At 61.7% G+C, this 18,272-nt stretch carries 10 protein-coding genes; 2 read left to right on the plus strand and 8 right to left on the minus strand.

Annotation, left to right across the window (positions count from 1 at the left end; genetic code table 11):
- Position 1: 1 nt before the first annotated feature.
- Both ABXR19_RS00780 and ABXR19_RS00785 read right to left on the minus strand, forming a co-directional pair.
- Entirely contained in the window at positions 2–814 is an 813-nt protein-coding gene (locus ABXR19_RS00780) for a carbon-nitrogen hydrolase family protein (RefSeq protein ID WP_354599162.1), read from the minus strand.
- A complete protein-coding gene (locus ABXR19_RS00785; protein WP_354599163.1) occupies positions 811–4,785 on the minus strand; it encodes a YhdP family protein in 3,975 nt (1,324 codons plus the stop codon). Before ABXR19_RS00785 ends, ABXR19_RS00780 begins: the two co-directional genes overlap by 4 nt.
- A gap of 296 nt (positions 4,786–5,081) precedes the next feature.
- Between ABXR19_RS00785 and glnE the strand changes: the two genes are divergently transcribed.
- Positions 5,082–7,748 (plus strand): bifunctional [glutamate--ammonia ligase]-adenylyl-L-tyrosine phosphorylase/[glutamate--ammonia-ligase] adenylyltransferase, encoded by a 2,667-nt coding sequence (gene glnE, locus ABXR19_RS00790; protein ID WP_354599164.1) that lies wholly within the window; start codon positions 5,082–5,084, stop codon positions 7,746–7,748.
- A gap of 572 nt (positions 7,749–8,320) precedes the next feature.
- Here glnE and ABXR19_RS00795 read toward each other — a convergent pair.
- From ABXR19_RS00795 to ABXR19_RS00820, 6 genes are all read right to left on the minus strand, one after another.
- Positions 8,321–9,901, minus strand: a complete 1,581-nt coding sequence (locus ABXR19_RS00795; RefSeq protein ID WP_354599165.1) for a B12-binding domain-containing radical SAM protein — start codon at positions 9,899–9,901, stop codon at positions 8,321–8,323.
- Between the two features lie 5 nt (positions 9,902–9,906).
- Entirely contained in the window at positions 9,907–10,404 is a 498-nt protein-coding gene (locus ABXR19_RS00800) for a heme-degrading domain-containing protein (protein ID WP_354599166.1), read from the minus strand.
- Positions 10,401–11,324, minus strand: a complete 924-nt coding sequence (locus ABXR19_RS00805) for an alpha/beta hydrolase (RefSeq protein WP_354599167.1) — start codon at positions 11,322–11,324, stop codon at positions 10,401–10,403. Before ABXR19_RS00805 ends, ABXR19_RS00800 begins: the two co-directional genes overlap by 4 nt.
- Positions 11,325–11,404: 80 nt before the next feature.
- Positions 11,405–13,069, minus strand: a complete 1,665-nt coding sequence (gene recN, locus ABXR19_RS00810) for a DNA repair protein RecN (RefSeq protein WP_354599168.1) — start codon at positions 13,067–13,069, stop codon at positions 11,405–11,407.
- 55 nt (positions 13,070–13,124) lie between these two features.
- Positions 13,125–14,009: an NAD kinase gene (locus ABXR19_RS00815; protein ID WP_354599169.1), complete on the minus strand. Its 885-nt coding sequence runs from the start codon at positions 14,007–14,009 to the stop codon at positions 13,125–13,127.
- Between the two features lie 356 nt (positions 14,010–14,365).
- Entirely contained in the window at positions 14,366–15,316 is a 951-nt protein-coding gene (locus ABXR19_RS00820) for an RluA family pseudouridine synthase (RefSeq protein ID WP_354599170.1), read from the minus strand.
- A gap of 501 nt (positions 15,317–15,817) precedes the next feature.
- Here ABXR19_RS00820 and ABXR19_RS00825 point away from each other — a divergent pair.
- Positions 15,818–18,184 (plus strand): pectate lyase family protein, encoded by a 2,367-nt coding sequence (locus tag ABXR19_RS00825; protein WP_354599171.1) that lies wholly within the window; start codon positions 15,818–15,820, stop codon positions 18,182–18,184.
- The last annotated feature ends 88 nt before the right edge of the window (positions 18,185–18,272 follow it).

The raw sequence follows: 18,272 nt of genomic DNA on the forward strand, positions 1-18,272 counted from the left end.
ATCAGTCAAAAATTCGGTGTTTAAGGGCCGGCAGGCTTTCGCGCACGCTGGCAATTCTTTGCGGATCGAAGTGCCCACACACAACGCCCGCCCCGGCGCCCAGACTGGCGACGATCTCGCCCCAGGGGTCGATCAACATGCTGTGACCCCAAGTCTGGCGGCCGGACGGATGCGTGCCGCCCTGCCCGCTGGCCAGCACATAGCATTGATTTTCGATGGCACGGGCGCGCAGCAGAACCTCCCAATGAGCGCGGCCTGTCGTAGCAGTGAATGCAGCGGGCACAACGATCAGATCTACCGCACCCATACGCCGGTACAGTTCCGGGAAACGCAAGTCGTAGCAAACCGACAAACCGACGCGGCCGCAGGGGCCATCAAACGTCACCACCTTGTGGCCCGCCTCGATGGTGCGCGCTTCGTCGTAAGACTCGGCTCCACGCTTGAAGCCGAAGAGGTGAATCTTGTCGTAGCGCGCGACCTGCTCGCCCTGCGGGTTGAAGACCAGACAGGTATTGAGCACATGCAGATCATCAGAGGCTTGCAAGGGCAGCGTGCCACCGATCAGCCAGACAGAGTAACGGCGTGCGGCTTCGCTCAGGAAAGCCTGAATCGGGCCATGGCCCGGCGCCTCGCGCAAACCGATCTTGGCCGTTTCATCCGCCGAAATGCAGGCAAAATATTCGGGCAAGAGCACCAGTTGGGCGCCCTGTGTGGCGGCCTCGGCGATCAGGCGCGCAGCCTCGATCAAGTTGCTCGCCACATCCGGGCCGGCAATCAGCTGCACCGCTGCGAGCTTGCAAATCGGCGCGTTCATCGTGGCGCACTCAAATCCACGGCAGGCTCCGAAGCGGCCGGCACAGACAATTTACTTCCCACTTTCTCTACTTTCGGATCAGCCCAGGCACCGGTCACCGCGTAGTCATAGCCAAAAATCTTTTCGACCGGATCGCGCAGCAGCTTCTGCCCCAGATAGACCGCAGCGCCGACCGCCGGATTCAGAATCCCGACAGCGGCCTGACCCACGATTACACCGATGGCGACAGTCTCGGACAGCGTGGGTTGCACGCGCACATGCATGTCCAGCGTTTCATGCGCCAGATCCGCGCTCCCCGTAAGGAACACCTTGGCCGCAGGTCCGCGCACTTCCAGATCGCCGGTATTCAGCACGCCGGCTTCCACGCGCATGTCACCGGTAATGCTGTCGAAGGCAAACCCTTCTGAAAACACATCGCGAAAATCCAGCGAGATCCGGCGCGGCAAGGATTGCAAACTGAGAATACCGATCAAGCGTCCGGCGCCCGGTTCCATCTTGCGGAACTGGCCATCGCTGGCCTTGAGCTTGAGCGCCCCGTTCATGGACGGGTAATGCAGGGTAGTGGGCAGGCCTGCCCAGGCCAGATTGCCCTCAAAGTCCACCGCGCCCTTGCGCAGTGCATTTTCCTGACCAAAACGCCCGAGCATGCTGCCCGCATCCTCGCTGGAAAGCTTGAAATCCAGCCGCGTACCCGCGTTGCGCTGCCAGACGCCCGAACCCGTAATCACCATATCCGGCGCAGTGAGGCTGATATTCTTGAGTTGCCAGCGTTTGTCATCACTCACGGCCTGCAAGGACAATTTGCCCAGATCCATGCTGCGCAAACGGAAATGCTCGGCGACTACATCCAGAGCCGGAGGCTGGCGCAGGGGTCGTCGGCCCTCGGCCGTCACTAGCGCAGGGACTGGCTCAAAACCACCTACCACCGGCTGCAAGGACAACTGCGACAGACGTGCGCGCAAACTGCCATTGCCGGCCTCACTCCAGCTCAGATCACCCGCCAGATCAGGGCCGTCCAGGCGCAAAGTCCAGTTACCGTCGCGACGCAAAGCCTTGCCATTGACATCACGGAAGCGATGCCCAGCTACCCGCAGATCGGCAACCTGCACAGCCACCGCCAATTCGCCAGCCATCCCGCCCGAGCCCGCCCCAAAACCAGCCAGCATGTCTTCGATGACAGGCTGCCATTGCTCTGCATTCACAGCTTTGACAATGCCTGAAACCCGCCAGCCCTGTGCCGGCAGCACGGCATCTTCGCCCACAGCCACCGCGCCGCGCGTCAGCGTGCATTGTTTGTCACTGCACGACTCGCCCCAGGCGACATCGACACGCTGATCCAGCTTCACCCGCCAAGTATTGCTGCTCTCCGGACTGCCATCGCGCGACTCGGCGCGCACGTTGAAATGCAGCGGCCAGCGCTCGGCAACATCCTTGACCATGGGCGGAGGCAGTTCGCTGATCACACCGACCAGATTGCTGTCCACGCTCACGTCAACCAGATTGTGGCGCACGCGAATCAGCGTCGTCACTGCCGTCTCGCCGCTCAAATGATCCCAGGCGGGGTTCGGCGCCAGCTTGCGCAGGCCAGCCATCGTAATCGCACCCTGACCATCAAAACGCAAGCTGCCGTCGGCTTCAGTGACACCAGTTGCGCGCACGCGTTTGCCGAGGAAAGTCGCATCCGCGCCCGGCAAACTCACGCCCTTCTCAGTAAAACCCAGTATCCCCGTTGCCTCGCTGAATTCCGGCAGTGCCGGGATCAGGCGCAGCGTATTGCCGGCAAAGCGGTAATCGCCCTTGACGCGGGTGTGCAGTGCATCGTGCAAAGGCACCTCAATATGCAAATCGAGATTGCCGTTACCGCTGGCACGCAACTCACGCGTAAAACTGCCGGCGATTTTCTCCAATGGGCTGGCATTCACGTAATGCAGGAAATCAGTGGTCGCACCGCTGGCCTTGCCATCGACGGTCAGCACTTGCTTGCCTTCATCCATCAGGTCGGGAATCTCAACCTTCACTGCACGCAAAGGCACGTTCTGGTAGCGTGCCTTGTCAGCACGAATGGTCAGGCGCTGCCGATCCAGCACCAGGCTGCCCTGAATGGCCGTAGCCCCCGGCCAGCCCGGCGCAAAGGTTTCCAGCGTCGCATCAACCAGCTTGCCTTCCAGACGGAAAGCGCCCGGGCTCTTATGAAAAGGGAATTGCGTCAGATCGCCCGTCAGCTGAAAACGCAGATCTTCGCCGCGCCCAGCGGTCAAAGATTCATGCAGCCAATTCTCCACATAATCTCCGGGCATTTTCGGGATGTAGCGCCACACCGCATCCAGCTGCGCGCGCTTGGCCTGTGCATGTATATCCAGATAGCCCGGCCCTGCGGCCCGCGCCTGCCAGTAGCCCGAAACATCGGCGCTGGTGTGCGGATTAACGACGCGGCCGCTGGCAATTTTCACGGTCAGCGCCTCCTGCGCACTGCCCTTGGGCTTCTCGTAGGACCAGCCGCCGGCCAGATCCAGTCGGGTCAATAGCATGCTTTCGGTCAATGCAGTCGGCACGCTCAGTGCGCCATCTTTCACGCCCAGCTTGAATTCACCCTTGCGCTCGGTGCCCGTGACCTGCACAGACAGGCCCGTAAAGCCGGGGAAGCTCCCCACCGGCTGCAAGCTCAGCGCCTCGGCACGCGCACTCAACTCGAAATGTTCGATCTTCTCCGCCGGCCCCTCCCAGGTCAGCTTGCAATCCACAATGCGCCCGCTCGGCGCCGCCTCAACCAGACGCCTGGCTGAATCCGCCGGCAATGGCAGATAGGCCGACAGCTGCGAAAGCACGCGCACATCCAGCTCGCCGGAGGAGAAACTGCCCTGCGCCGGACGTTGGTCATCGGCCATCAGATACCGGAAGCCGATCCGTGTCGGCCCGACGCGCAGGCCGTCCTGCGTTGCCAGACTCAGGCGCTCGGCCGCGAAATTGATTTCATCTTCGCGGGCGTTCAGCGTCACGCGCCCCTGCAAGGACGCCAGATCCAGCTGCGGCAACTCCTTGCCAAAACGCAACGCCACATCCGCCAGCGCTACATCCGCCGTCAGGCTTTCCAGATGTTTGCCATCGAAACTGAGCCAGGTGCGTATCCCGCCTCGCCCACGCGGCAAGGCCAGCGGATAGTCCAGCCATTTCTGCCACACCGCCAGATCGGCCTCGTCCAGCGACAGGTAAATGCTGCCCCGCCAATCAGCCAGATCCTTGAAGCCACTGCCATACAGATCGCCGCGCACATCCAGATTGGCCGAATAGGCTGCCGGAGGACTGGCCAGCAAGGCAAAGCGGTGCGAATCACCAGAATTTTCCAGACGGAAGCTAACCTGATCAAGCGCCAGCGGCGGCGCATCCCGCTGCTCATCAGTCCACACCAGGCGTGCATCGCGAATCACCACCTGACGCTGGCCCAGCACCAGATCGCCCATACCGGAATCAGCGCCACCGCTATTGATGTGCAGGCCCGCGATGAAAATCCGCCCATCCGCCAGACGCCGGAGATCCAGTTCAGGCTTGATGACCTCCAGCCGGTACAAACGCAAACTCCGGTAGAACAAGGAAGACCAGGCCATCGAAGCCTCAATCTGCGGCAACTCCAGCGCCACACGATTCTCGTGATCAAAAATTTTCAGACCACGAATCGACAACTCCGGGCGCAAGCCTTGCCAGTTCGCATCCAGTGCCGCGATCTGCACCTTCAGACCCAATTGTTGCGACAGCGCCTGCTCGATTCGCTCCCGCTGCTCGGCAATCTGCGGCGCAGCAACATAACGCAGGAGCAAGAAGCCAATGGCCAGCACGAAAAAACCCAGCCACAGAAAACGCCAGGCCAGACGCGGCAGATGCAGCGGCAGGCGCACGAGGCTGCGCCAATGCAGGGCTGCCGCCAGGCGGGTACGCCAAGTCGGCGATTTATGGGAATCAGTCGGGATGTCGGCCATGAAGGGCTGGACGCGGCGCGCAGCAAGGCGGCATGATGAAGTCGGTGGTGATTTTAACCCATGGGCGACAGATCACAGGCAAATGCCGTGACAGCGCGAAACGCCGCAGAAGAAAATCAAAGAAAGCCATTTGAAACAAGCGTGGCCTGAAGAGCCGCATCCCGCTTCGATCTACAGCAAGCCTGCCTGAAGACGTCCGCCAGTAGCGGGTCTGCAGCACACCTCCCTTTGAGAACCTTTGCATCGTATCCATCCTTTGCGGTAAAACCCTTTAAAACTTCCACACGATGCCTGCCATGACCTCAAGCCAAGCCCTGATCGACGCCGCCAGCTCCCACAGCCGCTACCTCCGCAGTCTGCTCAGTGCCCGCGCCTGGCTGCCTGAACGCCTCGCCAGCAGCCTTGAGCATGCGTTGACGCGCGCGGACCTGGATTCGTTCCTGGCGGAGAGCCCGCTCGACGAAAGCACGCTCGGCCCGCGCCTGCGCCAACTCAAATCCTGGGTCGCCGCGCAGGTCATGGTTCGCGATCTGGCCGGCCTCGCCCCGCTGGCGGAAGTCACCGGCGCGATGACGCTACTGGCCGAAGTCGCCGTCAGCACCGCCCAGCGCGTCCTCAGCGCCCATCTGGCGATCCGCCACGGACTGCCACGCAACGCCACTGGCGAGCTGCAGGAACTGATCGTGATCGGCATGGGCAAGCTGGGCGGCGGCGAACTGAATGTTTCGTCGGACATCGACCTGATCTTTGCCTATCCGGAAGACGGCGAGACGGACGGCGCACGGCCCATCGGCAATTTCGAATTCTTCAACCGTCTGGGCCGCGCAATGATTGGCGCAATCTCCGAGCTGACCGGCGATGGCTACGTTTTCCGCGTCGACATGCGCCTGCGCCCGAACGGCGACTCCGGCCCGCTGGTGGCCAATTTCGACATGCTGGAGAACTACTTCATCACCCAGGGCCGCGAATGGGAACGCTATGCCTGGATCAAGGCCCGCCCGCTCACCGGCACGCATCACGAGGAACTGAAGGCCATCGCCCGGCCCTTCATCTTCCGCAAGTATCTGGACTTTGGCGCCATCAATGCCATGCGCGATCTGCACGCGCAGATCCGCCGCGAAGTCACCCGGCGCGAGATGGGCAACAACATCAAGCTCGGCCCTGGCGGCATCCGCGAAATCGAATTCATCGCCCAGGTTTTCCAGCTGATTCGCGGCGGTGGCGATCAGGGTCTGCGCATCCGCCCGACCCTGCGCGTGCTCGATGCGCTGGTCGAGCGCGGCCAGCTCAGCGCCGAAGTTGTCGCAGATCTGGCCAGCGCCTACGACTTCCTGCGCCGTCTGGAACACCGCATTCAATATCTGGATGACGCGCAGACCCACAGCCTGCCTGATTCTGCAGAGGATATGCTGCGTCTGGCGCACTCCATGGGCTTCTCCGACGCCCCTGCTCTGCAAGCCAAGTTGGACGCGCATCGCCAGCGGGTCGGTCAAAATTTCGATGAAGTCTTCGCCGACCCGGTGGCGCAGGAGCATCCGCTTGAACCGGTCTGGCAAGGCGCCTGCCAGGGCGGGCCGACCTGCGACTGTCTGGGCGAGCTGGGTTACCGTCATCCGCACGAAAGCGCCGCCCGCCTCGAAGCCTTTCACAACAGCGCGCGTCTGCGCAGCATGGGCGAAGATGCCCGCAACCGGCTCGATGCGCTGATGCCGCGCATCCTCGAACTCGCCGCCGTGCGCACCAATCCAGACGAAACCCTGGCGCGCATGATCGAGCTGCTCGAAGCCATCTGCCGCCGCGCGGCCTATCTGGCCCTGCTGCAGCAATATCCGCAGGCCCTGGCGCGCGTGGTCGAACTGGTTTCCAGCTCCAGCCTCGCGGCCAGCTATGTGACGCGCCACCCGCTGCTGCTCGATGAATTGCTGGACGGTCGCCAGCTCACCGTGCAACCGGACTGGAGCGCCTTTGCCGGCCAGCTCGCCGGCGTCATGGACGATCTGGGCGATGACGTCGAACGCCAGATGGACGTGATGCGTGAATCCCACCATGCCCAGCTCTTCCGCCTGCTCAATCAGGATCTGGCCGGCGGACTCAGCGTCGAGCATTTATCCGATCATCTTTCCGCCCTGGCCGACGCCATCCTTGCCGAAACCCTGAGGCTGAACTGGCGCCGGGCCAAGCGCCACGCCCCCGAACACCGCTTCGCCATCCTCGGCTACGGCAAACTTGGCGGCAAGGAACTGGGCTACGCGTCCGATCTGGATCTGGTCTTCGTGCACGACGATCCCGACCCGGAATGCCAGGTGGTTTATGCCCGCATGGCCCAGCGAATCAACACCTGGCTGGACAGCCGCACCGCCGCCGGCCACCTTTTCGAAACTGACATGCGCCTGCGCCCGAATGGCGAATCCGGCCTGATCGTCGTCTCGCTGGAAGCCTTCGAGCAGTACCAGCGCAATGACGCCTGGGTGTGGGAACTGCAAGCCCTGACTCGCGCGCGTTTTTGCGCCGGCAACGCTGAGGTCGGCGCGAAATTCGAAGCCCTGCGCAGCAGCCTGTTGGCCGAAGCCCGCGACATTGAGAAACTGCGCAGCGAAGTACTGGCGATGCGCCACAAGATGCGCGACTCCTTCGCCAACAAGGGCGAAGGTTTCGAGCTCAAGCACGATGCGGGTGGCCTGATCGACGTGGAATTCATCGTCCAGTTCCTGGTCCTGGCCCACGCCCATGCCCATCCGGAGCTGACCGAAAACAAGGGCAACATCGCCCTGCTCGGCCGCGCCGCAGCGGCGGGTCTGATCCCCGAAGATCTGGCCACGGGCAGTGCCAACGCCTACCGCACCATGCGCCATGCTCAGCACGGCCAGCGCCTGAATCAACTCAAGAGCCGGGTGCTGGATGGCAGCCTGGACGCCGCACGCATACCAGTGCAAGCCTTGTGGCGGGTAGTATTCGGGGAGTAACACAGAAGCGAAACGCAGCTGGGAGGATGTATTTTGGCTTCAATGACGACTGGCTTTAGCTGATCGGGCGGTTGGCAGCCGAACTGTTCCAACCACCCGAATCCAGCAACGCACGAATGGATTGTGCGTTTTGCTACTTGTCTCCGGACATCCTTGATGAACTTGGCGTCACGTCTTCTTATTGTCACCGGAACACCAAAAAGTGTGACTTAGTTGGCACTCCGGTGGCGAAAAGTAACAGAGACCCTCTTCCTTGTGAATGTATTTTGTAGGAATCCGTCTTACACCTGACCGGCGGTTTCAGGACATACATCAGCGGAGGTGTCGATAAGCTGCTTGGCAATTTTTCTCGAAAAAAGAAGATTCACCCTTGATCGAATGCCGCAGAATCTGCAGATCAAATCCGGATGCCCGCACAGCCGCCCGCAGTCTCACTCTCACACGACCCTACCCGCACAACCAATCCACGCGCGGCTCTTCAGGCAGCCCACTAAAATTGCGACTTGCGACTTGCGACTTGCGACTTGCGACTTGCGACTTGCGACTTGCGACTTGCGAATGCGACTTGCCGCCTAAACCGCCACCCGCCGTAAAACCTTGATCCCCTCCGGCGCAATCGCGGCGACGGCATCAGCCTTCAGTTCGGCAGAGAGCGAAGCGTGCAAGCCCAAGGGCTGGCGCGGATGGAGCTGGAAATCGGTCTTCATGCGTTCCAGCTCGGCCTTGTTGGCGTGGAAGTAATGCACGGCCTGAAACACTTTCGGCAGATGCGTGATCAGATGCCACAGGCTCCAGCGGTGCTGCCACAGGCGTTTGGCGAAGCGCTGGCGATAGGCAGTACTCTGGTAAAAACGGCGGATATGCCAGTTGTAGAGCGCATCCATTTCGTCCCGTGATGCGAAGCCGCTCGGCTTGAAAACAAAATTCAGACAATTCATCAGGCGCCAGTCTTCGATCAGATCGCCTTCCTGCCCGCTCGCACATTCATCCCACAGCGGCGCACCGTAAAGCGGGCTGAACTTGGTCATGGCCATGTCATCCAGATCCAGTGACAGGATGAAATCACTGGTGGTCCTGAAGGTTTCCGGCGTCTCGCCGGGCAGGCCGAAGATGAACAAGCCCTTGGCGCGCAAGCCAGCGGCGTGGATCTTTTCGACCGTCTCACGCACAGCCTCAAGGCTCACGCCGGCCTTGTGGCGCGCCATCATCGCAGGGTAGGCCGATTCGACGCCCATCGACACCATCACCGCACCCGCCGCCTTGAGCAGACGCAGCATCTCATCCGAGGTGTGGCCGGTGCGGATCGCGCAGTTGAAGCTGATGCCCAGCGGCTTGTCGATCAGCAGCTGGCACAGTTCCGTAACGCGGTTTTTCTGCGCCGAAAACAGGTCGTCGTACAGATTGATGTGACGCACACCGAAACTGTCGCGCAGGTGTTTCATGTGCGCGTAGATGTAGGCCGGCGAATTGACCTTGTACATGCGCTCGAACACCGTGCGCTCGCAAAACGAACAGGTGTAGGGACAGCCGCGCGAGGTCATCATCGTCGCGCCCCAACGCTTCACGTAGCCGAACAAGGGCAAGTGATAGCCGGCCGGAAAGCCCTCGAGTTTTTCCCAGGCGGGAAAAGGCAACTCATCCAGATCCTGAATGCGATCCCGGCGCGGGTTGGTGACGATGTGCTCGCCTTCACGCCAGACGAGGTTGCCGATATCCTTCTGCGCCAGGCCATTGGCCAAGTCGAGCATGGCGCCCTCGCCCTCACCGATGCACAGATAATCGATCTCGGGAAAGTGCCCCAGCAGCGGCGCACCGATGGACGAGGCGTGCACGTTACCAAAGGCGATCCTGATCTGCGGCGCACAACTGCGAATCAGCGCCGCCATGTCCACCGCATCCATGAAGCCCGAAGTGGTGGCCGAGAAGCCGATCAGCTCGGGCTGCGTAGCAAGAATCTGATCCACGTTCGCCTGGGCTCCGCGCGGCGCCCTGGGGCCCAGGCAATCATGCACGGCCGTGGGGTGGCCGTGTCGTTCCAGCCATGAAGCGAGCTGCAGCACCCCGATGGGCGCCATGCGATTGGCCAGCACGGTGAAATCCGGCTGGCCGGGAACAAAATTGAAGCCGGCAGGATGAACCAGCGTAATGCGCATGCGCGCTACTCTTCGCCCAAAGCGAGTTCCGCAACGGATTCGCCCAGCATCTGCGCCAGCACTTCGACGATGAAACCGTGGTCATCGCGCTGCGCCAGGCCGGACACACCGACAAAGCCCACCACGCCCGTGCCGCGCACGCGGATCGGGAAGCCGCCACCGGCCGCGGCGAAATCCGCCAGCGCGATGCCGTAACGCTCGGTAATCGTCAGGCCGCGCTGCAGCAGGTTGTGGCCAATGGCGTAGGAGGCTTTGTGAAAGCGCTCGACCACATTGCGCTTGCGCCGCAGCCAGTCGGCGTTATCCGGCGAGCTGCCGGGCAGCGCGCTGTAGAACAGCGGAAATCCCATCTGACGCACCTCGATGGCGATCTTGTAGCCTCGCTTGATCGCCGCTTCGCGCAGCGCACAGCCCAGCGCCCAGGCGGTATCCGCATCGAAGTTCGCGAACTGCAGGCGTTCTTCCTGCAAAGCCATTTTTTCTACATCCTGTTCGATGGTCATGCCAGGCACTCCTCCGGGGTGATAGTCCGATAGCCGCGCACGCGCAGCCAGTCAGCAAACAGTTCGGTCCAGCGCTCCACCGGCTTGCCTTTGGCAAGGCGAATGCCGTGGCCGTGACCGCCGCTTTCAAACACATGCAGTGCCGCCGGGATGCGCTGGTGATGCAGGCGATTGTAAAAATTCACGGCATTCTCCACCGGCACCGACGCATCATCGGCCGCATGGCAGATGAAGCACGGCGGCATGTCCGGGCCGACCTGCTCTTCGCAGGACCAAGCCTTGACCAGCGCCTCGGATGGATTGTCGCCCAATAATTTCTCGCGCGAACCCGGATGCGCCCAACGCACATCCATGGTGATCACCGGATACAGCAGCGAGACGAAATCCGGTCGGGCCGATACCGCATCCACCGCGTCGACCGGCTTGTACACTGACTTTGCAAAGAGGGTAGCCAGAGCGCCAATCACATGGCCGCCCGCCGAGCAGCCCATCGCGCCGACCTTGTCTGGAGCCAGTCTCCAGGCAGCGGCATTCGCGCGCACCAGTCGCAGCGCGCGCTGCGCATCCTGGAGTGGGACATCAGAACGCGAGGCATGGCCTTCGCCGGGCAGACGGTATTTGAGGATGAAAACAGTGATGCCAAAGGTGTTCAGCCACTCGGCGATCTCGATACCTTCCTTGTCCAGCACCACGCGGATGTAGCCGCCACCGGGCGCCAACACGACGCTCGTGCCATTAGGTCGGGCCGGCACATAAGCCGTCAGGGCCGGCCGGCTGATACCGGTGATCGCCCGATCCATAAAGGCCGCCACATCCGGGCTGCGCTCCTCGATGGTTTCGGTGAGCTGCACACCCGCCGAACCGGGCGGCACGTCAGGCCACAGGGGAATTTCTTGCAGATGGGTGAGGCTCTGGGTCATGAGAATCCATCAATGTTTGAGTCAGCGGAGGCGTCAGTATCGCGAAGCAGCGCCGGGCGCGCTTGATCGCGATTGCCGCATCAACCCTGCTTCACGCCCAACAGCTCCGCAGCATGCGTGCGCGTCGTGCCGGTGATGTTGACGCCGCCCAACATGCGGGCAATTTCTTCGATGCGCCCGGCTTCGTCCAGATCCATCAGGCGCGAGCGGGTCGCGCCGTCGTTGGTTTCCTTGAGCACACGCCACTGCCAGTTGGCCTGCGCAGCCACCTGCGGCAAGTGCGTCACGCACAGCACCTGACGCTTGCTGCCGAGCTCTCGCAGACGCCGGCCGACGATCTCGGCCACGCTGCCGCCGATACCGGAATCGACTTCGTCGAAGATCAGGGTCGGGGTGGATTGCGATTCGGAGGTGATCACCTGGATCGACAGGCCGATGCGTGACAGCTCACCACCCGAGGCGACCTTGGCCAAGGGCCGCAAGGGCTGGTTCGGATTGGCCGCAACCTGGAATTCGATGCGCTCGAAGCCGACTGCGGAACCGTCCGGCTCCGGCTGCAAGGCAATTTCGAAACGCCCGCCAGCCATCGCCAGTTCCTGCATGGCGTTCGTCACCGCGGCGCCCAGCGCTTGTGCGGCTTGCGTGCGGCCAGCGGAAAGCGCTTGCGCTTGAGCCGTGAAGGCTTTGTGAGCGGCGGCTTCGCGAGCTTGCAGCGCGGCCGGATCGGCGAGCTGGGTCAGATTTTCCAGACGCGTCACGGATTCGCTCAGCAGTTCAGCCAGGCCATCCGGCTGCACGCGGTATTTACGCGCCAGGCTGACCACCGCCTCGATGCGCTGCTCGGCCTCGTTCAAACGCGCCGGATCGAGATCGACGCGATCACGATAACGGCGCAGCGCGTGGCCGGCTTCGTCCAGACGGATGGCCGCGTCGGAAAGCAGCTCGGCGATTTCGCCCAGACTGCTGTCGTAGCTGCTCAATTCGGAAAGCCTGGCCGCGATGCGCTCCGCCTCGGCCCCCAACGGCGCCTGCCCTTCGCTGATCGCCTCGAGCGCCATCTCGGCGCCTTCAAGCAGGGACGCGGCATGCGCCAGACGGGCGTGCTCGGTATTCAGCGCCTCCCAGTCGGCGGCATTGAAGCCCAGATTCTGCAATTCCTTGACCTGATGGGCGAGCAGATCGCGCTCGTGCAGCAGCGCCTCGGCGCCCTTCTCGGCTTCTTCACGCGCACGCCGTGCGGCCTGCCAATCGCGATACAGCGCGCCGACTTCCTTCGCCAAAGGACGCAAACCGGCGTGGCTATCCACCAGATCACGCTGCGCATCCGCGCGCAGCAGCGCTTGATGCGCGTGCTGGCCGTGAATATCGGCGAGGAAGTCGCCCAGTTCGCGCAGCTGAGTTGCGGTCGCCGGCATGCCATTGATGTAAGCACGCGAACGCCCGCCGGCATCGACCACACGGCGCAGCAGCAACACGCCTTCATCGGCGGACAGATCATTGGCCAACAGCCAGGCAGTCGCGGGCGAATCAGCTGCGATTTCAAATTCAGCGACCAGATCGGCCTTGTCGCAACCGGTACGCACCACGCTGCCCTCGGCACGCTCGCCCAGCAGCAAGGATAAGGCGCCGAGCAGGATGGATTTGCCCGCACCCGTCTCGCCGGTGAGCGCGCCAAAACCGGCGCGAAAATCCAGTTCGATCCGGTCGACCAGTACAAAATCCTGAATCAGCAAACGCAGCAGCATGGGTTCAATTCTTTAGACGGTAATCGGGGGAAAGAATCGGCAGGAACCAGAAAACTCAGGCCATGTGCGGCAGCGCACTCCAGTGCAGCTTCTCACGCAGCACGGCAAAATAACTGTAGCCCTCGGGGTGCAGCAGGGTCACGCCTTGCTGCGAACGCACGACCCGCAGACGGTCGCCGGCGCGCACCTCGAACAGGGTCTGGCCATCGCAATGCACCACCGCATCGCGTTCGCCGAGCACAACCAGCTCGACCGTGCTTTCCTGCGCTAGCGCCAGCGGACGATATGTCAGCGCATGCGGGCACAGCGGCACCAGCACAATGCCGGCCAGACGCGGATGCAGAATCGGGCCATTGGCCGAAAGCGCATAGGCGGTGGAGCCGGTCGGGGTGGCGACGATCATGCCATCCGAACGTTGCGAATAGATGTACTCACCATCCACATGCAGTTCGAATTCGATCATGCGGCCGATTTCACCGCGCGAGAGCACGATGTCGTTCAGCGCCATATTGGAAAACACCAGCGCGCCATCGCGCCAGACTTCGGCTTCAAGCAAGGCGCGGCGCTCGCGCAGATACTGTCCGTCAAGGATCTCGCCAACGCGCACCAGCATCTCGTCGTGCGACACATCGGTCAGAAAGCCCAGACGCCCCTGATTCACGCCAATCAGCGGCAGATTGTGGCCCGCCAGCGCGCGTGCGGTCGTCAGCATGGTGCCATCGCCGCCCATCACGATGACCAGATCTGCGCCCTCGCCGATCTCGTCAAAACAACGCACCCGCACCGGACCGGCATGCCCGACGGACTCGGCCGTCTTCGCCTCCAGCCAGACTTCCAGGCCCCGGCCATGCAAAAACGCAGCCATGCGCGACAAGGCCTCAGCCACGTCCGCGCTCTGGTATTTGCCAACAAGGGCAACGATCCGGAATTCCTCGCTCATGGGCCGGGATTAAACCACAGGCGGCGCGGCTTGGTATTTGCGCAGCGCGGGATTTGTTGCGTGGAGGCATGGTTTCGCTGGCGCGAGCGGGCCGGGTTGCTCCCCTCGCCCTTCAGGGGAGAGGGGCTGGGGGAGAGGGTGCGCATTCACGCCAATCGGGCCTGCTCGCCCCCTCCTGACGCTGCATGCCACACGAAGACATCTTGGGCGGGCGGCAAGCGGGCGCAGCAAGCAGCGCCCCTACACGCGACTTGCGACTTGCGACTTGCGACTTGCGACTTTCAGAGGCTAGCCCGAAAAGCCGCGCCCAGAGGCCCTCTCCAGACAGCCATGCCGCACAGCCAATATGGACGCGCCTATCCAGCCACCCCACCCGCAGAGCCTTGCTGCAAGCGGCTCGCTGCCTCAAGGCTCATCAGGCTGCGCTCACTCGCGAAACTGCGCAAAGCCCCGCTCAGCGGATCGCGAAAGCTCAGCGTCCGCGCCAGCAACTGCAAAGGGCGCGCGCAATCATCGGTATTCTCGGCCAGCAAGGCGGGATAAATCCGGTCATGCAGGATCGGCATGCCCAGCGACGCGCAGTGCGCACGCAACTGATGTTTGCGGCCGGTGACCGGGCTCAGGCGGCAACGCGCCAGGCCGCCAGACTGCTCAATCAGCTCGATGCGCGTTTCGGTATTCGGCTCACCGCTTACCTCATGCATCTGCATGAAGCAGGAATCCTCTTCCAACCGGCTGCGATGAATGCGGGGCAGGCTCAGATCCTGGCGATATGGCGCGATGGCCTCGTACTCCTTGCTCACCGCCTTGTCCGCAAACAGCGTCTGATAGGCGCCACGCGTCGCAGGCTGTACCGCAAAAACCACCAGCCCGGCCGTTTCGCGGTCGATGCGATGAATCGGGCTCAGCGTATCAATGCCGAGTCGGCGCTTGAGGCGCACCAGCAAGGTCTCCTGCACATACCGCCCGCTCGGCATCACCGGCAGGAAATGCGGCTTATCCGCCACCACCAGCCAGTCATCCTGAAACAGCACACTTTCCTCAAACGGAATCGGCGCCTCATCGGCCAACGAGCGGTAATAGTAAACACGCAAACCCGCCTGAAACGGACTCGACGCGCTGACGTGACGGCCACACTCATCGACCACCGCGCCCGCTGCCATGCGCGCCGCCCACTCGGCCGGCGCGACATCTGGAAAACGCTCGCACAGAAAATCCACAATACTGCGCCAGGCCCCCGCCGGCAGTGCAATGCAGCTCGGGCTGACGCCATTCAGGGTGGGCGGAACGCGCGCGGGTTTGTTCATATCGGGATCAGGAGCAATCGGGAAGCGCCCCAATGATAACGCCCACCCTGCCACCTCCGCCGTGGCGCGACAAGCTCCAGCACTGCGGCTAACGGAAAGCCTGCTCGAGATCCGCATCCAGCAAGCCTCTCCAACGCCCCGTCCCGCAGACACATGCCCCGAGCGGCTCCTAGGCATGCCTCTTTACTCAGTCCGCAGTCCGCAGCACGCAGCCGTGAGCGCAAGCAGCTGATCTGTTGCACGCACACAACATCCGCGCCAGCCAAAATGCCCCTCTTCCAATCGCTAATATCGCCTGAACTCAGCAGCGCCCAACGCACACAGCAAGGCATGAGCCCCGACACGCCTCACAGGAAGAGATCGTCAAAACCGCCAAAAACAAATGTTTCCGGTACCAATAGACCTCAGTTTGTAAGAGAATATCTTATAGAGCCATAAGCAAAACTTGGTCGCAGAACCAAGCCAAGGCATACATCAGCAGGTTTTCAGGAGGAGTCAGAAATGTCCGTAGTGCGAAATTCAAGTCTGGCCGCCATCGTGGCGGCCGTAAGCATCCTTAGCGCCTGCGGTGGCGGTGGTGGCGGCAGTAGCGGCGGATCAGACAGCGGTGGAACGACTGCGGGCAGCTCTTCTTCAAGCAGCTCAAGCTCTTCGGGCGGCGGCAGCGCAGGCACCTGCCCGGCGATCACGCTGAGTGCCACAGATGCGGCCAGCTACACCGGCACCAGCACACCAATGCAGACTGCCGATTACTACCGGGAAAGCAAGGGCGTCACCAACCCGAAAATCCTGCCCTTCCAGGCAATTGATGGCAAGTACGGTTACAAATACATTGCCGCCCCCGCCATGCCGGCCTGGCAGTTCGCCACAACTGATCCTAGCAATGGTGTGCTGAGCAGCCTTGAATGCGATGTTGCACCGGATGTCGGCTGGCACAACTACGTGCGCAGCAGCGGCACTTCGCCAAGCATCACACACAGCAAGGTCGTCGTAACCGGTGGCCGCAACGCCGCCGCCAACCGCATCTACACGGTTTATAACGGCCAGCAGCTGACTGCCGCACTGAACGAAGGCGGCCTGGAGCCGAAGATCGTTCGCGTCGTGGGTCACATCGACCTGCGCTACAGCGCCAACAACACCGTCTTCAAGGAATACATCAGCTACACCGACCAGAAATTCGGTGGTTCGATCAGCATTCCGTCGAATACCACGCTAGTCGGCATCAACGATGCCAGTGGCAATCCGGCACGCATCACCGGCACATCGATCCTGATTGGCGGCGAACTGGGCTCCGGCACAGACGACCCTGAGGCTGGCTTCAAGGCCTGGATCGCCGCCGGCAATGATGGCGATCTGTATCCCACCTGGACGCGCAACGTCATCGTGCGCAACCTGAAGATCGATACGCCCTGGGACGTTGATCCGGAAGACTCCGGCAACGGTTACGCCGATGGCGTCACCCTGTCGCGCGCCCAGAATATCTGGATCGATCACCTGAGCATCACTGACGGCGACACCCCGGACAGCATGGCCAGCGACACCCGTCACGACGGCGCGCTGGACATTGTGCGTGGCTCCGATTACGTCACCCTTTCCAACACTTTCTTTGGTGACCACGGCAAACTCACGCTGGTCGGCAATGGGGATTCAGGCCGCGCCTGGAGCGATCAGGATCGCCTGCACACCACCTTCACGGGCTTGTGGTGGAGCGGCGTTGCCTCGCGTCACCCACTGATCCGCTTTGGCCAACTGCACACCTTCAACAACCTGATGCAGGGCACCAGCAATACGCCAACCTACGGCCACCAGTTTGCAGGTGGTCTGGACGTACGCTACAACGCATCAGTATTCTCCGAGAACAACTTCCACCTTTTCACCGGGCTTAAAGCCTCTGAACTGTGTGGCAAGATCATCGGTGGCAAGGCGGGGACGGGATTCCGCACCGCGGGCAATTACTTCATCAGCGACACCGAAGACGGCAAAGCCTGGCCTTTCGCAGGCCCGGTCAGCGTCGACGCCGCCATGAAGCTCCAAACCAAATGCATTTCCGAGCTTCCTGCCGCCGACATTGCCTGGACGGTGCCTTACACCTACAGCGCCGTCTGTGCAGCACAAGCGCGTCGCAATATCGAGATCAACGCCGGCGCAGGACGTATCGGCCTGAATGCGGTGCTGGGCACATCCACCGACACACTCTCCAGCAACAGCTGCTACGAAACGAATGTGTATAGCGGCAGCTCTTCGAGCAGTTCCAGCTCGTCTGGTGGCGCTTCGTCGAGCAGCTCCTCATCGAGCTCGTCTTCGGGTGGAACGACGACGCTGCCAGCGCCGGTATTGAGCGCATGGTCGAGCGCTGACTATGCAATTCCGACCAACACAAGCCTCTTTACGACGGGTTACGCCAAGGCAACGGTTGAAGGTGTTGAAAAGCCGGTCTTTGTTCTGAATACCAGTGCAAGCAGTGTCACGGTTGACGCCAACGGAGTAATCACCATTCCGCCCAGCACAATCATGTCGTTCGGAGCGCTGGCATCAACGGTCACCACGGCTACCACAACGCCAGGTGGGATGTTCAGCATCAACAACAAGGCATGCACGCTCAAGGTTGTCATTCCTGAAACCGGCATTGGAACTACGACCAAGAAATTTCAAATCATGGTCGACAACAACACCGACTCAGGCGGCAATTCAGTGCATGGCTCGTCATCACGCTTCTACAACACGGCCGCAAACACTATCACCGCGCAAACTCTCAGTTTTCCTCTGAACTATGCAACAAGCGGCTTCACAGGCGGATCCTTCATCGCATTCCGGACGGAATCAAGCGTAACCATGAAGATCAGCAGCATCAGCCTGAACTGCATCTAAGCTTTACCTCACAGCAAGTCTTTAAGCCGGGTGTCGCGAGACCCCGGTTTTTTTTCGTCCGTGCTTTCTCCACAGAAACAGCCCGGCT

The sequence above is a fragment of the Uliginosibacterium flavum genome, from assembly GCF_040566545.1.
GTDB classification, from domain to species: domain Bacteria; phylum Pseudomonadota; class Gammaproteobacteria; order Burkholderiales; family Rhodocyclaceae; genus Uliginosibacterium; species Uliginosibacterium flavum.

What these genes read in the sequence shown, in the direction of transcription:
- ABXR19_RS00780 (WP_354599162.1), bottom strand. Translation starts at nt 814, where the DNA reads ATGAACGCGCCGATTTGCAAGCTCGCAGCGGTGCAGCTGATTGCCGGC.
- ABXR19_RS00785 (WP_354599163.1), bottom strand. Translation starts at nt 4,785, where the DNA reads ATGGCCGACATCCCGACTGATTCCCATAAATCGCCGACTTGGCGTACC.
- glnE (WP_354599164.1), top strand. Translation starts at nt 5,082, where the DNA reads ATGACCTCAAGCCAAGCCCTGATCGACGCCGCCAGCTCCCACAGCCGC.
- ABXR19_RS00795 (WP_354599165.1), bottom strand. Translation starts at nt 9,901, where the DNA reads ATGCGCATTACGCTGGTTCATCCTGCCGGCTTCAATTTTGTTCCCGGC.
- ABXR19_RS00800 (WP_354599166.1), bottom strand. Translation starts at nt 10,404, where the DNA reads ATGACCATCGAACAGGATGTAGAAAAAATGGCTTTGCAGGAAGAACGC.
- ABXR19_RS00805 (WP_354599167.1), bottom strand. Translation starts at nt 11,324, where the DNA reads ATGACCCAGAGCCTCACCCATCTGCAAGAAATTCCCCTGTGGCCTGAC.
- recN (WP_354599168.1), bottom strand. Translation starts at nt 13,069, where the DNA reads ATGCTGCTGCGTTTGCTGATTCAGGATTTTGTACTGGTCGACCGGATC.
- ABXR19_RS00815 (WP_354599169.1), bottom strand. Translation starts at nt 14,009, where the DNA reads ATGAGCGAGGAATTCCGGATCGTTGCCCTTGTTGGCAAATACCAGAGC.
- ABXR19_RS00820 (WP_354599170.1), bottom strand. Translation starts at nt 15,316, where the DNA reads ATGAACAAACCCGCGCGCGTTCCGCCCACCCTGAATGGCGTCAGCCCG.
- ABXR19_RS00825 (WP_354599171.1), top strand. Translation starts at nt 15,818, where the DNA reads ATGTCCGTAGTGCGAAATTCAAGTCTGGCCGCCATCGTGGCGGCCGTA.